The organism is Streptomyces sp. NPDC037301, assembly GCF_055602785.1.
In genome coordinates this window covers 123,606-137,329 of the sequence record NZ_JBVJWD010000022.1, presented here as the reverse complement: position 1 = coordinate 137,329, position 13,724 = coordinate 123,606, and the positions used below count along the sequence as shown (strand labels likewise).

Sequence of the window (13,724 nt, the reverse complement as noted above, 5' to 3'; positions counted from 1 at the left end):
GCCTGCGACTTCGCCTGTTCTCCGCCGCCGCCCAGCTTGTCACCACCGGCCGCCGGCGATACCTGCGGTTCACCCGCCACTGGCCCTGGACCGACATCATCACAGGCGCGATCCAGCGGCTCAACGCCCTCCCGAACCCTGGCTGATCAGAAACAACGACCCGTCCCAACGAGCCTGAACTGCATCACCGGAACGTGGAACCCGGCGCCCACCCGACGCGACAGCCGGGCCACAGTTCTGCCAGTCACCAGCGCGACAAACCAAAACGGACCGCCGGAAGATCCGGCAGCCCGCCACGAAAGATCGAGGCTAACTGGCTTATTCCGCAGTCGGCAGGGGTGCGGGGAGGCCCTTTTCGCTGGGCGAGTTCACTCCCGGCGTGCTTCCATCACCGATGCGAGAACGCACTTTCCGAAGCAGTTGGCCAGCTAGGGAGATCGCTTCGTCGAGCCCCCTGCTCAGAAAGACCAGATCGCAGGCCACCATGGTCAGGGCGAATCCGGTCAGTCCCATGAGAAGGGCGATTCCCAGGTGAAAACCGATCGACATGACGGCGGCCCACGGCCGAAGGGCTGGTACCAGGATGCCCAAGGGGAAGTAGACGAGGAAGAGCACGGTCACGTAGGTCCCCGAGAAGACGAGGAAATCATTCTCGTAAACGAAGTGTGACAGGGCGGGGAAAGTGAACTCCGGAACCCTGAGAACGTAGAAGAGCGCCGTACCGTCCTGCCACATCTGCCCTTGCACCTTGTAGAGGCCGCTGACGATGTAGACCAGACACACTTGGAGAGCTATCGCGACCACACCGATATTGTGCAGCGGGTCTCCTATGGCCCGCACTTGCCCGGGGCGACGGTTCACGATTTTTTCACCGATCCCGCTGGGGAAAGAGAACCGGTCGTAGCAGCGCGTCAGGAGAAGCATGAGGATGACGAGATAGGCGAGATTGTCTCCGCCGTCGAGCAGTACGGTCTGGCGCTCATATATCGACCACAGGAATATCCAGTGGACGGCCAGTCCTACCCTCCCCCCTATGCCCAGCATGACCATCAGTGCGGCGATGATCCCCAGGTGGAAGATCACCTGGAACCATGCGTTGGAGGAGTTGATGGCGTACAGGCTGAAGGAGTCGTTGGCAGCGATACGTTCAGTGAACTCGCGCCACGGGAGTACACCGTCCGGGCCGAACAGGAACTCCCGGTCGCCATACTGGCTCACATAGAACATGAGGCCGATGAACCCGAGGAGGACCCGGGTCCCTGATACGCCGACCACGCTTACGGGCTTGATGCCCATCTGTCGATTCGGGTCAGTACCCTCCTCATTTTGTTTCGTCAGCCTCTCTCCAGGACAGGTCCTGATACTTGATGGTTCCCTTGGCGGAAGCATCCTTGCGCTTGGACCAAGGTGGCAGCTCGTGCAGGTAGGCGCACATCTGGACGGCCACAGGGTGCCCGTCGCACACGCCCGGCATCTGCGCCAGGGAGTACCGGGACATGAACCTCTCGGCCTGGTCCTGAGACGTCTTCTCGTACGGAAGAAGGGGAAGCCGAGGACTCGGCGGCCGTTGCGCGACCCGCAGCCGTTACGCGGTGCGGCACGTCCGGGAGGCGCGGCGTCGGCAACCTCGGCGGCGGTACGGGGCAGTTCGGCTCGTTCACTCCATCCTGTGCCGGAGCGGGTTGCCATGGCCACCTTAATGGCCGAATTCAACGCTTACCTCGACCGTGATGGCGCCGAACCGACCACGGACCTGGTGGGCTTCCGCCAACCGGATTCCGACGCGTGGACGCGCGAACATCAGACGAGTTCACTGCCATCGTGTCGTGACGCGCGAGGCTGCCGGAGCAGATGGTGGAGATCGCTGCGGGTCTTCTACGAGTTGAGAAGCTGTTCCACATCTCCCGTTCTGACCTCCTACCAGGCGAATGGGCGGGTTCGTGCGTACGTGAATCAGGGTGGCACGGTCCGCCCGCCAGTCTGGAATCGCAGCGCATGGGCGCGGCCGCTGGGCGTACCCGCGTCATCCCATCCACAACCGCTGCACCCAGCCACAGCCAGGCGCAGCGGTTGAGATGGTCAGACGCGTGGGGTCTCCGCACCACGTGCGTGTGCTGCCGGTTCGGCCTTCTGCGCCCGGAGTTCCCTGACCTCAGCCTGAAGGTCGGTGAGCTGCCGGTGCAGGGCCTGGATCGCCACGATCGCGACGCCGTTGGCATCGGTGCAGCAGATCGTTTTGTCATCGGTTCCCAGGCCGAAGTGGGTCCGCCAGTCCTGCGCCATCGGCCCCAGGTGGCGCACTTCGTCGTCCTCCCACCGGTACCGCCATGTGCTCACCGGTAGACGGACCACTCGCGCAAGGACGTCGAACCCGTTTACGCCGTCACCCGCCTCGGTGACTGTTTCCCCGGAGGCCGTGGACGTCATTCCGGCGGGATTGGGCGTGTCGGGGTGCAGGCGTGCCCGGTAGGCCCGAATGCCGGCGGCCCGGGCGCGGTGCAGGCGTTCGGTCAGCGATCCCATCGCACCCGGCTCACGCTGGTCTTTACGGCCCGGTCGGAGAAAAGCAGACTGCCCAGCGGGACGAACTGAGCGGAGCCCCCGGGGTTGTCGTCGGCCGGGGCGGTGCTCTGCTCCACCACCCGCACCTGCGCGGGCTCGGCAGCCTCGGCCGCCGAGGCTGCGCCCAGGCACACCGACACGGCGGCGATCGCAGCGGAGGACACTGCAGCAAGTCGGGTAGCTGCGGTAAGAGACATGAAGCACGCTCCGGGTTAGTCAGAGATCAGATCAATCAGGCAACGACACCGCCCCTCGTCGGTCACGAGCAGCACCACCAGACGTTGACCAGACCCCGGCAGTCTGAATCAGAGCGCTTCGCGAAGAGCCCGAGCGAGGAAGTTGTTCGCAGTCGTTCCGGGATGGCGAACAACGGCTGCGTACACGGTCTGCCCACCTGCCTGGAAACGCAGTGCGTGTGCACGGCGGGGCCGGATGATGTGCGGCCTGGTCCCGTTGATGACGTAGATCGAAGCTGGGTGGGCCGAGGTCATGATCACGGCCATGCCACGACCGGTGCCCTGGACGCTGAGGGTGATGCCGCGTCCCATGCTTCCGGGTGCCAACTGCTTGGAGAATATTCATCGATCACGGAAACGACGCCGCAAGCCGAGCCCGTCGGTTTGTCCTACGGCAACGGGCCTGCGCGGATGTTGCTGAGGCACCCGCGCTGGTCTACGGGCGGGCCAGGAGCACCGCCGCGCGCTGGGAAAGGTCCCGGGCGGCTGGGATGTTGCCGTACCGGGTCAGGCGTACGCCCTTCGCGCGCTGGGGTCTCGTCCCGCGCATGCTCGTCGGCGCCGAACGGCGCGATCTGTCCACCGACCTTTTCGGCATGAGGGTGAGGCGGTCAGGCTCGCGAAGGCCCATACGTATCCGACCGAGGCCAGGCGCTGGTTCTTGACCCGCCGGGCTGTGACCGCGAGGCTTCTGCCGGACGCCCGGGTGACCGGTGCGGCCCCGGCGAAGGCCTTGAGTCCCTTAGCGTCGGCGAAGCGGGATCGGTCGTCACCGATCTCGGCGAGCACCCGGGCGCCGGTGAGAGACCCAAGCCCTGAAAAGCTGGTAATGATCTCGGCGTCCGGGTGCGTGTCAAAAGACTCCACCGTCGCTTCGGAGAGGTCGTCGACACTGGTGCAGGCAGCATCAAGTTGTCTGAGCAGGGCGATGGCCTGGCGACCCATGGCCTGCTCGACCTGCGGAGGCTGGCGCATCTGCGGGATGCGCAGTGCGTCCCGGAGCCGTTCGGCTTCCGCCTCGATGACATGACGGGCGCCGGCGAGGTCGTCGGCGGTGGAGTGGGAGGCGTTGAACTGCAGGGGCCGGTCGAAGTCGAGGACGAGCTCGCTGCTGTCGGCGCGCGCGAGACGGGCGTACACGGTGTGGGCGCGGCCGCCGTTTCCCTGGGGCCGTAGGTAGGGGACGGCGAGTTCGGCGACCGTGGAGGTCCAGGTCCAGGTGCTGGTCAGGGCCGAGGCGCTCCGGTCGGGGTACGTCTTGTGCGGTCCGTAGCCGGTACACGTCTCGAATCCGGCCGGTCGCCATGACGATCCCGATGCGAGGCAGGTCGGTGAATCCGTCCGGTACGAAAACGTGCCCTCGAAGCGGAGTCGGCCCGAGCACCGCCATCACCTCAGGGCGCCTGACCTGCATTCACTCGGACCGGTGGGGTGCTCGACGCGTTTCGGTGCTCCATCGCGTGAAGGGCACGGGGTTCTTTGGCGAGCTGGGTCGAGCTGCGGTTTGCGATGGTGCAACGAGCGGTGCCGAGGTTGATCACAACTTGGAGAGTCTGCAGGAGGTCGGGCCGTCAGTCGATCACCCGGCGAACGATCCGAGACGAGCCACTGGCCGCAGGGCGCTCGCGCCGGGAGACCGCGTCCACCATCGGGGTGACGGGCTGGGACGTGCACGCGTACCGCCGCACCTTCCGGACCCACCCCGGCAACGCCAGACACCCCCGTTGTCCCCGTAGTTCGGCCGCGATCAGCGGGAATCGAGGGACTCCGCTGCCGAGCGAGAGCGTGCGGCCGCCGTTGCACATTGCAACGGCGGCCGCATCCAGAGGGCCGTTACGACAGCTCTCGCTCGATCTGGCTTTCGTTGATCTTCTCTTCTCGCATGGTCTTCTCGTTCTGGACGGCGTAGCGAGTCTGCGCCCCGCTGCCCTCGGTCTGCCGGATCTCGCCCTGCTGCTTCTGGTTCTGCTGGTCCCGGTACTCGACGCGCTGTCCCTGGCGGTATGTCATGGGAATCTCCAAGTCTCGTGTGGGTTGACGGAGGGCCGGCCCCGCTCGTTCGGCAAGGGGCGTGCCTCCTCGGCGCCTGCGACTATCGCTCGGCGTCCTCTGACAGCCCACCCCCACGTCCGCGCTACAGCAACCACTGCGAGGCGAATGGGGTATGGCTCGCGTCGGCCGAGGTCCTGCCAGGGTGATCAACTTTCGGTGACAGCGGTCAAGGAATGCTGATGGGGGACGGCCGAACTTCGAGACCATCGAGGATGGCCTCCACTCCGAATACAAACCTCTGCCTGACCATCTCGACAAGGTCGCCGTCCACGCGGCCGGCCTCGCGCTGCTCAGCTCCGTGACGGTCCCCGCACAGTTCGCCGCACTCGGCGACCGGGTCGACAGGGCTCGTGCCCTGGCTCGGCAGGCGCAGGACCGCGTCGAAGGAGTCGCCCTCGGGGGCGGGTGGCGCGGTCGGCCGCACGTCGGGCCGTGCCGGCCGGTGCGACGTCAGCGGCGGCCCTGCTGGTCACGGCACTGTCGGCGCTCGGGATCCGGTTGCAGAACGCCACGCACCCCGGCACCTTCGTCAACCCCATCGGCGTCGGCTGACGGAGGCGCGGGCGTTCGGCGGCGGGGAACCCGGGGGCGTACGGCAAACCTGACGATGTATCACCTCTTCCTCTCCGCGCGTCGGCCAGGTCAGCGATCCCTTCGCGGCCAGGACGGTCAGCGCGGACGGCACCACCGTCTACGCCCAGGTCACCTACACCGTCAAGGGCACCGACCTGACGGACGCCGATCACACCGGCATCGACGACGCCCTAGCCGATGGCCGTGACCGGGGACTGACGGTCGAGGCGTCGGGGGATGCGCCGGCCGCGCCCGAGGGGAGCGCCTCCGCCGAAGCCATCGGCTTCGCCCTTGCCGCCGTCATCCTGGTCATGACCTTCGGTTCTCTGATCGCCGCGGGCCTCCCCCTGCTCACCGCCGTCGTGGGGGTCGGCGTGAGCATCGCCGCCATCAAGGCTCTCAGCGCGACGTTCGACCTCAACAGCAGCACATCCACACTGGCGACGATGCTGGGCATTGCCGTCGGCATCGACTACGCCCTGTTCATCGTCTCCCGATACCGTTCCGAACGTGCCGCCGGATACGGGGCGAGGGAGGCCGCCGCGCGTGCGAACGGCACGGCCGGCTCCGCCGTCGTCTTCGCGGGCCTGACCGTGGTCATCGCCCTCGCGGGCTTGGCCGTGGTCAACTTGCCCATCCTCACCGCGATGGGGCTCGCCGCCGGCGGCGCCGTCATCATCGCTGTACTCGTGGCCGTCACCCTCGTGCCCGCACTGCTGGCATTCGCCCCCGAGCGGGCACGGGGCAACGCGCGCAAGCAGACTGCCCGGGAGACGCCCGCAGCCAAGTCTGCCGAAGCGACGCCGGGGCAGCGATGGATTGCATACGTCCTGCGCAAGCCGGTGAAGGTCCTGGTACTCGCGGTGGTCGCCCTCGGCGCCCTCGCCCTGCCTGCCGCGCAGCTGCAGCTCGGACTGCCGGACGACGGTTCCAAAGCCCCCTCCTCCACACAGCGCAAGGCCTACGACATGCTGGCCGAGTCGTTCGGACCCGGCTTCAACGGTCCGTTGACCGTGACCGTCGACGACCAAGCCCCCGGTACCGCCCGCAGCGCCGCAGCTGACATGGGCAAGGGCATCGCAGACCTGCCGGACGTGGCGACCGTGGCACCCGCCGTCTTCAACCAGGCCGGCGACACCGCCATCATCAACGTCATCCCCAAGAGCGGACCGGGCAGCGACTCCACCAAGGATCTGGTCGCCGACATCCGCTCGCTGGCCGCCGACACGGAGTCGGCCTCCGGGGCCCGCTCCATGGTCACCGGCACCACCGCGCTCAACATCGACATCTCCGACAAGTTCAGCGCCGCGATCATGCCCTATCTCGCCCTCGTTGTCGGTTTGGCCGTCCTCGTGCTGATCCTGGTCTTCCGCTCGGTCCTCGTGCCGCTCAAGGCCGCGCTCGGCTTCCTGCTGTCGGTGCTGGCCGCCCTCGGCGCACTCGTCGCGGTCTTCCAGCGGGGCTGGCTCAAGGACCTGGTCGGCCTCGACCAGACCGGCCCGATCATGAGCCTGATGCCGATCCTCATGGTGGGCATTGTGTTCGGGCTGGCCATGGACTACCAGGTGTTCCTGGTGACCCGTATGCGCGAGGCATACGTCCACGGCGCGGATGCCCGCACGGCGATCGAGTCCGGCTTCCGGCACAGCGCGAAGGTCGTCACGGCCGCAGCCCTCATCATGATCTCCGTGTTCGCCGGCTTTGTCGGTTCGCACGACGCCATGCTCAAGTCGATGGGCTTCGGCCTCGCGATCGCGGTCTTCTTCGACGCCTTCATCGTCCGCATGACGATCGTGCCCGCAGCGCTCGCTCTGCTCGGCAAGCGCGCATGGTCCCTGCCCGGCTGGATCGACCGCATCCTGCCCGACGTCGACATCGAAGGCGAAAAGCTCACCCAACGGGCACCGGACAACCAGCACATGGACGAGGACCGGCTCCCGCAGTACAGCAGCAGCCACTGACCGGAACCCCTGGGGTGCAGCGTGCCCGTGTGCTGCACCCCAGGCACATATGGCCGGGCCCGCGGTGATCGGCTTCATAGCGAGCGCCAGCAGCCTGGTGTGGGGCATGGGCGCCGTCGCCGCCTCGGCCATCCTCGTATCCCTGTGTGCCACGCAGATCCGTTGGCCGAGCCTCGCCGGGACGAAACCCGATTCCTCGGTCCTGACGTGACAGTTGCAACACCGGTCCGGTTCGCAACGAACTGAAAATTCTTCAGTCTTCGGGCAGGCTTCGGAGACGATGTAGAGGATGGATCAACCAGCCGGTACGAGGGGGAACATGATCGAGAAGATTCTGCCGTCCCAGGTGGCCGTCGCCGAGGCGCTCTCCGACCCGCCCGACGCGGCTCTCTTTCCCGGCGAGGAAGAGCTGATCCGTAGTTCCGTGGAGGTCCGGCGCAAGGAGTTCACCACCGCACGCTGGTGCGCCCGCCGCGCGCTCGGCGAGCTCGGTGTCGCACCCGCCCCCATCCTGAAAGGCGAACGTGGTGCGCCGATATGGCCGGCAGGAGTGGTCGGAAGCATGACCCACTGCGCCGGCTACCGAGCAGCTGCAGTCGCCCGCCGGGCGGATGTGCTCACCGTCGGCATCGACGCCGAGCCGCATGAGCCACTGCCCGACGGGGTGCGCGAGACGATTGCGCTCGCGACGGAACAGCAGCGCGAGCTCGATCTGCGTCGGGCGTGCCCCGAGATCCGCTGGGACCGGCTGCTGTTCAGCGCGAAGGAGAGCGTCTACAAGGCATGGTTCCCGCTCACCCACCGCTGGCTCGGCTTCGAACAGGCCGACATCGTGCTCCACTCGAACGGCACCTTCACCGCCGGGCTGCTGATCTCCGCCACGGAGCCGGACCTGGCCGCGGGGTCAACGTCGCCCCCTACGGCTTTCAGCGGCCGCTGGCTGGTCGCGGACGGTCTCGTGGTGACCGCCATCGCTGTCGGGAGCGAGCCAAAAGCGCCCACCGGGTAGCGGGGCGCCGCATGCCGTCACTGCTGCGGTACATCGCACGGCGCGCAGTCCGGGGCGACGCGTGAGGAGACCCGGGAGAATCACGCCGGTTACCGAACGCGTCGTCTCGAACATCAGAGGCGGGGAGGCCGGATACGATGAAACGTCGGCTCGCACCTCGTCCGACGTGCGGGTGTTCCCGTAATCTCTGACCGCATGAGTGCAGACCGCATGGGCGAAGACCGCAAGCGCGCACGTGAGTTGGGCATCCCTCTGTCAGGTGAGCCGGGGCCGTGGAACGCGATCACGGACGTGCCCGGTGTCGAGGTCGGGTACGTCACCCTGGTCGAGGGCGAGGACGTACGCACCGGAGTTACGGCGCTCCTGCCGCGCGGGCGGGACGGTGTGGGTACGCCCTGCGCGGCCGGCTGGCACTCGTTCAACGGTAATGGTGAGATGACCGGAACCGCCTGGATCGAGGAGAGCGGCTCGCTCGCCGTGCCGGTGGTCATCACGAATACGTACGCGGTCGGCCCGGTGCACCGCGGCGTGGTCGAGTGGGTGCGCGCCAACCGTTGTGGTATGGCGCCGGAGTGGCTGCTGCCGGTGGTCACCGAGACCTGGGACGGCCATCTCAACGACATCCACGGCTCGGCCGTGAGGTCCCGTCACGCGACGGACGCGATCGAGGCGGCGGCCTCCGGCCCGGTCGAGGAGGGATGCGTCGGCGGCGGAACCGGCATGCGCTGCTACGGCTTCAAGGGCGGCTCGGGGACCGCATCGCGGGTGGTGCAGTACGGCGAGGACCGCTACACCGTCGGCGCCTTCGTGCAGGCCAACTTCGGCGCACGGCGCGAACTGATGGTCGCCGGTGTGCCGATGGGACGTGAGCTGTCCGATCCGGCCGAGACACCGGTCCCCGAACCGGCGCCCGGTGCGGAGCCCCAGGTGCCGCCCGGCGCGGGCTCGGTGATCGTGGCCGTGGCGACCGACGCGCCCCTGCTGCCGGGGCAGTGCAAGGCGTTGGCCCGCCGGGTGACGCTGGGCCTCGCCCGCACCGGCACCACCGGAAGCCACTTCTCCGGGGATCTCTTCCTGGCCTTCTCCACGGCCAACCCGTCCGCGCTGACCAGTACGTTTCCCGCGAACGACGGCAGCGCGCCGTACGAGTCGATGCGCTTCGTGCCATGGGGCCGGGTGGATCCCTTCTACGGCGCGGTGGTCGAGTCGGTGGAGGAGGCGGTGCTCAATGTGCTCACCGCCGCCCACTCGATGACCGGCCGGGCGGGTCACCACGTCCCGGCGCTCCCGCTGGACCAGGTGACCGAACTTCTGGCGGCGCGCGGACAGTGACGCAGCGCGGAAGGCATGGCTGACGGCGCATTCGGAGGTCGCAGCCGGGGGAGACAGGCGCAGAGCGTGGCGGTCACTGGTCTCGTACAGGTTCGTCGGCCATACTGCCCGCCGTGGAGCAGCGCATAGATCCGAACACTCAGCCCGGGTACGCCGCGGGGACAGACCCGGCGTACATCCCTGGTCTCACGGCCCCTGTTATTGCCGGAAAGCCGGATACGAGTCAGGAGCCGACGGACCAGGAACAGACGGACCAGGAACAGACGGACCAGGAACAGACGGACCAGGAAAGGACAGAGGAGCAGGCGTCCGGCGCCGTCGCCCCCGACGATGCCGTTGCGGCGGCCGTATCCGAGGATGCGACAGCCGACGGAGAAGCCGCTGCCGAAGCGGCGGCTGACGACAAGGAGGCGGAGGACGGCCCCGAATTCGAGGTGAGCGACCGCCGTGGGTCGATCACCGCGGACCGTGACGGCGTCCGGTTCCGGCTGGACGACCAGGAGGCCGAGTTCCACTGGGACGAGATCGGTGCCGTTGAGGTGAAGACTCCTCGGTTCGGCCGCCGGTTCACCGTTACGGTCCATATGTCGACTCGTCGATGGTTCAACGCCGAGGTCGAGGCACCTGCCAGGAGCAACCTCAAGCAGTGGGCGGAAGAACTCGACGCGGTCCTGGACGTCTACTTCGAAGAGTCCTGACCACGGCGGTGTCGCCCGAGAGGCTGGGCCGGCGGCCGAAACGACCGCCGGCCCCGTCGCGACCGCAGGCATGGCCCCGCCCCCCGACTCGCCGACCGCGCGGATGCCGGGCGGTGGCGTGGCTGAGAGGCCGGCACGGGGCGTGCGGCAGCGCAGTGCGCGGTGGGACCGGGTGCCCGGCCGCGTACCTGGTGAGCCATGTCGCGCGGATCGGGCACGATGTGTTGGTCTCAGGCATTGCCGAGCACGGTCTGCGGCTGCCGCACTTCGCCGCGCTCGCGGACTTTGGCCCAGCACGCGGTCACACGCGCCGCAGCAGACGCCCGACGCGCCCAAGTGCCGTCAGGCGCCGCCCTGACGCGCGCCGCGAAGCACGTCGAGTATGTGGGGCCAGGCTGCCGTCCCAAGTGCCGCGTCCGCCGCGGGTGAGCCTCCGTACAGGAAGTGCGCGGACGAGGGAGCAGGGCCCTCGCCCGGAAGCCGCGGGCGGTGGCCTGCGTCGGGGCTGCTGATCACCCGTACGGGCAGGTCGGCCGCCCTGCGACGGGCGGCCAGTTCCTCGGCGTAGGGCAGCGAAGGCCACATCGCGTCGTCCCTGCCGGCGACAAGCACGAATTCGGCGGTGGACTTCTCCACCGCGATCGTCGCCGCATCGACGCGGTCGGCGAACGTCTGCCGGCTGCGCTCGTACCAGCCACGGACGGCGACCGGAACGCCCTCGGGCTGTGGGCGCGTCGGCGCCCAGGAGGTGTCATAGGGGACGAACGGCAGCGGCTCACCCCGCCAGGTCCACGAAGACCGCTGGGGCCGGGTCTGTCCGTCCCGGCCGGGGCCGACGTTTGCCCAGGTCATTGATGTGGGGGAGATCGCCACCACCGCGTCGACACCGGGCAGCAGCACGGACAGGTGCAGGGCGGCTTCCGCCCCCTTGGACACACCCAGGACGCCGATCCGGCGGGTACCGCCCGCGCGGAGCACCTCGATCGCGGACCCGAAAGTCTCCAGCGGGACTTCACAGATGCCGGGCGGCTGCCCGACCCCGCCGAACCAGCGGATCGACAAGGCCGTCAGGCCCTCCCGGGCCAGGATCCGGCACCGCTCGTCATCGATGCGCCCACTGGACCCGGAGAGGACGAGCACCCCGATATCGCCGCCATGCACGCGGCCGCGCGCGGGCATGGCCAGAAAGCCCTCGCGAATGCCCGGGTGAGGGCCTTCGCGAGGGGTTCCGTGGGCAGCCTTGTGAGCACCCCCGCCCAGACCGTCGAAGGTGCGCTCGACGATGTCCATCGGTCGGTCAGCCGCCCGCGAGCACCACCGAGCGGGTCAGGTGGCGCGGGCTGTCAGGGTCCAGACCGCGGGCGGCGGCGCGGGCGATCGCCAGGCGCTGGACGCGTACCAGCTCGGCCAGCGGGTCCAGGCCGCTCTCCACCCAGCGGGCGCCGGTCGAGAGTACCTGCTCGGCAAGGCCCTCGGGGGCGGTGCCGAACATCCAGGTCGCGGTGCCGGTGGTGGCGATGCTGATGGGACCGTGGCGGTACTCCATCGCGGGGTACGCCTCTGTCCAGGACAGGGACGCCTCCTTCATCTTGAGCGCGGCCTCGTTGGCGAGTCCTGCCGTCCAGCCACGGCCGAGGAAGGTGAACTGGGTGCAGTCCAGCAGGCCTTCGGGCAGCGGCTCTGCCAGTGCGGTCTCCGCATCGCGGACCACGGCGTCGGTGTGCAGACCGAGGTGGGCGCGGAGCAGTGTGAGCAGGGTGGTGGCGAACCGGGTCTGCACGACGGACTGCTCGTCGGCGAAGTCGAGCACGACAACCTCGTCGGCGGACGTCATGACCGGAGTGTCCGGGTCGGCGGTGATGGCCACTGTGCGGGTGACACCACGGAGCCGGTCGAGCAGTTCCAGCACCTCGGTCGTGGTGCCTGAACGGGTGAGCGCCACGACCCGGTCGTAGCTGCGGCCGAAGGGGAACTCCGATGCGGCGAACGCGTCGGACTCGCCCTGTCCGGATTCCTCGCGGAGCGCGGCGTACGCCTGGGCCATGTAGAACGAGGTGCCGCAGCCGACGACCGCGATGCGCTCACCGGTGGCGGGCAGAGCGGCCGCCTGCGTCTGGGCCAGCTCGGCGGCGCGGCGCCAGCACTCCGGCTGACTGGCTGTCTCGATCTCGACGAATGACACTCTTGCACTCCGTACTCGTAGTGGGCTTGGGATGCTCGTTTGCGCACGTTATACGCGATGCACAAGCATTATCAAGCATTCTGCTTGCAGGAAGCTTGACTGGACGAAGCCTTGTGCGACGCTTGCGCGTGTCCGGTGACACGTACCCAAGGGGATGGGTGCCCGAAGCCCGGGCTCGTAAGGAGATTTCTCTTGTCCAGGGATGCCCGGTGGAACGCGCTGCTGGAACTTGTCGGTAAAAACGGCCGAGTGGAGGTCGAGGACGCCGCCGCGACGCTGGATGTCTCGGCCGCGACCATCCGTCGTGACCTGGACCAGCTCGCCGAGCAGCAACTGCTCACGCGTACCCGCGGTGGCGCGGTCGCGCACGGTGTCAGTTACGAACTGGCCCTGCGCTACAAGACCGGCCGTCACGCCCCGGAGAAGCAGGCCATCGGCCGCGCCGTCTCGGAACTGGTGGCGGTCGGCGAAGTGGTGGGACTGACCGGCGGTACGACACTGACCGAGGTGGCCCGTTCGCTGGCGGTGCGCTCCGATGTCGTCGGTGACACCGCGGCCGGGACGGGCGGTCAGCCGACCCTGACCGTTGTCACCAACGCCCTCAACATCGCCAACGAGCTGGTCATCCGGCCGCAGATCAAGATCGTGGTGACCGGCGGAGTGGCCAGGCCGCAGTCGTACGAGCTGACGGGCCCGCTGGCCAGCGGGGTGCTGGGCGAAATCACGCTGGATGTCGCCGTGCTGGGCGTCAATGCGATCGACACCGAGCGCGGTGCGTACGTACACCACGAGGGGGAGGCCAGCATCAATCGGCTGCTTGCCGAGCAGGCGCAACGGGTGGTCGTGGCGGCCGATTCCTCGAAGATCGGCAAGCGGGCCTTCGCGCGGGTCTGCGATCTCAGTCAGGTCGATTTCCTGGTCACGGACAAGGGGATCACGCCCGAGGCGACCGCCCGCTTCGCAGAGGCCGGCGTCACGGTCATCGCTGTCTGAACCACTCGTCCGAACGGCGGGGGGGGGCCCCCGTGGGGGGGGACGCCCCTTTCTTTTTTTCTCTGGCGCGAACAAGGGGGGGTGCGCGGAAGGGGGGAGGGGGGGGGGACCCGAAACCGCCCGTGG

12 protein-coding genes and 3 pseudogenes are annotated in these 13,724 nt (G+C 68.2%); 7 read left to right on the top strand and 8 right to left on the bottom strand.

Going from position 1 to position 13,724, the window contains the following annotated elements; translation table 11 throughout:
* Window positions 1–146 (top strand): annotated as a pseudogene (locus ACZ7IB_RS30110) (IS1380 family transposase); the annotation flags it as partial.
* A gap of 172 nt (window positions 147–318) precedes the next feature.
* On the opposite strand, the gene ACZ7IB_RS30105 reads toward ACZ7IB_RS30110, so the two are convergent.
* The 6 genes and pseudogenes from ACZ7IB_RS30105 to ACZ7IB_RS30080 form a co-directional block, all read right to left on the bottom strand.
* Complete coding sequence (locus ACZ7IB_RS30105; RefSeq protein ID WP_470916938.1) at window positions 319–1,296, bottom strand: HTTM domain-containing protein; 978 nt, start codon at window positions 1,294–1,296, stop codon at window positions 319–321.
* Window positions 1,297–2,079: 783 nt separating this feature from the next.
* On the bottom strand, window positions 2,080–2,523 hold the full coding sequence (locus tag ACZ7IB_RS30100) for a tail fiber domain-containing protein (RefSeq protein ID WP_470916937.1): 444 nt from the start codon (window positions 2,521–2,523) through the stop codon (window positions 2,080–2,082).
* The gene (locus tag ACZ7IB_RS30095) at window positions 2,511–2,726 is read right to left on the bottom strand and encodes a hypothetical protein (protein WP_470916936.1); all 216 of its coding nucleotides are present in this window, start codon (window positions 2,724–2,726) and stop codon (window positions 2,511–2,513) included. Before ACZ7IB_RS30095 ends, ACZ7IB_RS30100 begins: the two co-directional genes overlap by 13 nt.
* 591 nt (window positions 2,727–3,317) lie before the next feature.
* A pseudogene (locus ACZ7IB_RS30090) lies at window positions 3,318–4,064 on the bottom strand (beta-galactosidase small subunit-related protein); the annotation flags it as partial.
* A gap of 567 nt (window positions 4,065–4,631) precedes the next feature.
* Complete coding sequence (locus ACZ7IB_RS30085; protein WP_157987183.1) at window positions 4,632–4,808, bottom strand: hypothetical protein; 177 nt, start codon at window positions 4,806–4,808, stop codon at window positions 4,632–4,634.
* A 208-nt stretch (window positions 4,809–5,016) separates the two neighbouring features.
* Window positions 5,017–5,274 (bottom strand): hypothetical protein, encoded by a 258-nt coding sequence (locus ACZ7IB_RS30080; RefSeq protein ID WP_470916935.1) that lies wholly within the window; start codon window positions 5,272–5,274, stop codon window positions 5,017–5,019.
* Between the two features lie 187 nt (window positions 5,275–5,461).
* Here ACZ7IB_RS30080 and ACZ7IB_RS30075 point away from each other — a divergent pair.
* The 5 genes and pseudogenes from ACZ7IB_RS30075 to ACZ7IB_RS30055 form a co-directional block, all read left to right on the top strand.
* A pseudogene (locus tag ACZ7IB_RS30075) lies at window positions 5,462–7,384 on the top strand (MMPL family transporter); the annotation flags it as partial.
* A gap of 49 nt (window positions 7,385–7,433) precedes the next feature.
* Window positions 7,434–7,595: a hypothetical protein gene (locus tag ACZ7IB_RS30070; RefSeq protein ID WP_470916934.1), complete on the top strand. Its 162-nt coding sequence runs from the start codon at window positions 7,434–7,436 to the stop codon at window positions 7,593–7,595.
* Between the two features lie 108 nt (window positions 7,596–7,703).
* Window positions 7,704–8,393, top strand: coding sequence for a 4'-phosphopantetheinyl transferase family protein (locus ACZ7IB_RS30065; protein WP_470916933.1), 690 nt, complete (start codon window positions 7,704–7,706; stop codon window positions 8,391–8,393).
* Window positions 8,394–8,603: 210 nt separating this feature from the next.
* Window positions 8,604–9,725 carry a DmpA family aminopeptidase gene (locus tag ACZ7IB_RS30060; RefSeq protein ID WP_470916944.1) on the top strand — a complete coding sequence of 374 codons (1,122 nt, stop codon included), beginning with the start codon at window positions 8,604–8,606 and terminating at the stop codon, window positions 9,723–9,725.
* 113 nt (window positions 9,726–9,838) lie between these two features.
* Entirely contained in the window at window positions 9,839–10,423 is a 585-nt protein-coding gene (locus ACZ7IB_RS30055; protein ID WP_470916932.1) for a hypothetical protein, read from the top strand.
* 342 nt (window positions 10,424–10,765) lie between these two features.
* Here ACZ7IB_RS30055 and ACZ7IB_RS30050 read toward each other — a convergent pair whose 3' ends face one another.
* Together ACZ7IB_RS30050 and ACZ7IB_RS30045 are read right to left on the bottom strand one after the other, a co-directional pair.
* Complete coding sequence (locus ACZ7IB_RS30050; RefSeq protein WP_470916931.1) at window positions 10,766–11,713, bottom strand: acyl-CoA thioester hydrolase/BAAT C-terminal domain-containing protein; 948 nt, start codon at window positions 11,711–11,713, stop codon at window positions 10,766–10,768.
* A 7-nt stretch (window positions 11,714–11,720) separates the two neighbouring features.
* Complete coding sequence (locus ACZ7IB_RS30045) at window positions 11,721–12,605, bottom strand: SIS domain-containing protein (protein ID WP_470916930.1); 885 nt, start codon at window positions 12,603–12,605, stop codon at window positions 11,721–11,723.
* Window positions 12,606–12,797: 192 nt separating this feature from the next.
* Here ACZ7IB_RS30045 and ACZ7IB_RS30040 point away from each other — a divergent pair, with 192 nt between their 5' ends.
* Window positions 12,798–13,598, top strand: a complete 801-nt coding sequence (locus ACZ7IB_RS30040; RefSeq protein WP_470916929.1) for a DeoR/GlpR family DNA-binding transcription regulator — start codon at window positions 12,798–12,800, stop codon at window positions 13,596–13,598.
* Window positions 13,599–13,724 lie beyond the last annotated feature (126 nt).

What these genes read in the sequence shown, in the direction of transcription:
- ACZ7IB_RS30100 (WP_470916937.1), bottom strand. Translation starts at nt 2,523, where the DNA reads ATGGGATCGCTGACCGAACGCCTGCACCGCGCCCGGGCCGCCGGCATT.
- ACZ7IB_RS30070 (WP_470916934.1), top strand. Translation starts at nt 7,434, where the DNA reads ATGGCCGGGCCCGCGGTGATCGGCTTCATAGCGAGCGCCAGCAGCCTG.
- ACZ7IB_RS30050 (WP_470916931.1), bottom strand. Translation starts at nt 11,713, where the DNA reads ATGGACATCGTCGAGCGCACCTTCGACGGTCTGGGCGGGGGTGCTCAC.
- ACZ7IB_RS30060 (WP_470916944.1), top strand. Translation starts at nt 8,604, where the DNA reads ATGGGCGAAGACCGCAAGCGCGCACGTGAGTTGGGCATCCCTCTGTCA.
- ACZ7IB_RS30085 (WP_157987183.1), bottom strand. Translation starts at nt 4,808, where the DNA reads ATGACATACCGCCAGGGACAGCGCGTCGAGTACCGGGACCAGCAGAAC.
- ACZ7IB_RS30065 (WP_470916933.1), top strand. Translation starts at nt 7,704, where the DNA reads ATGATCGAGAAGATTCTGCCGTCCCAGGTGGCCGTCGCCGAGGCGCTC.
- ACZ7IB_RS30105 (WP_470916938.1), bottom strand. Translation starts at nt 1,296, where the DNA reads ATGGGCATCAAGCCCGTAAGCGTGGTCGGCGTATCAGGGACCCGGGTC.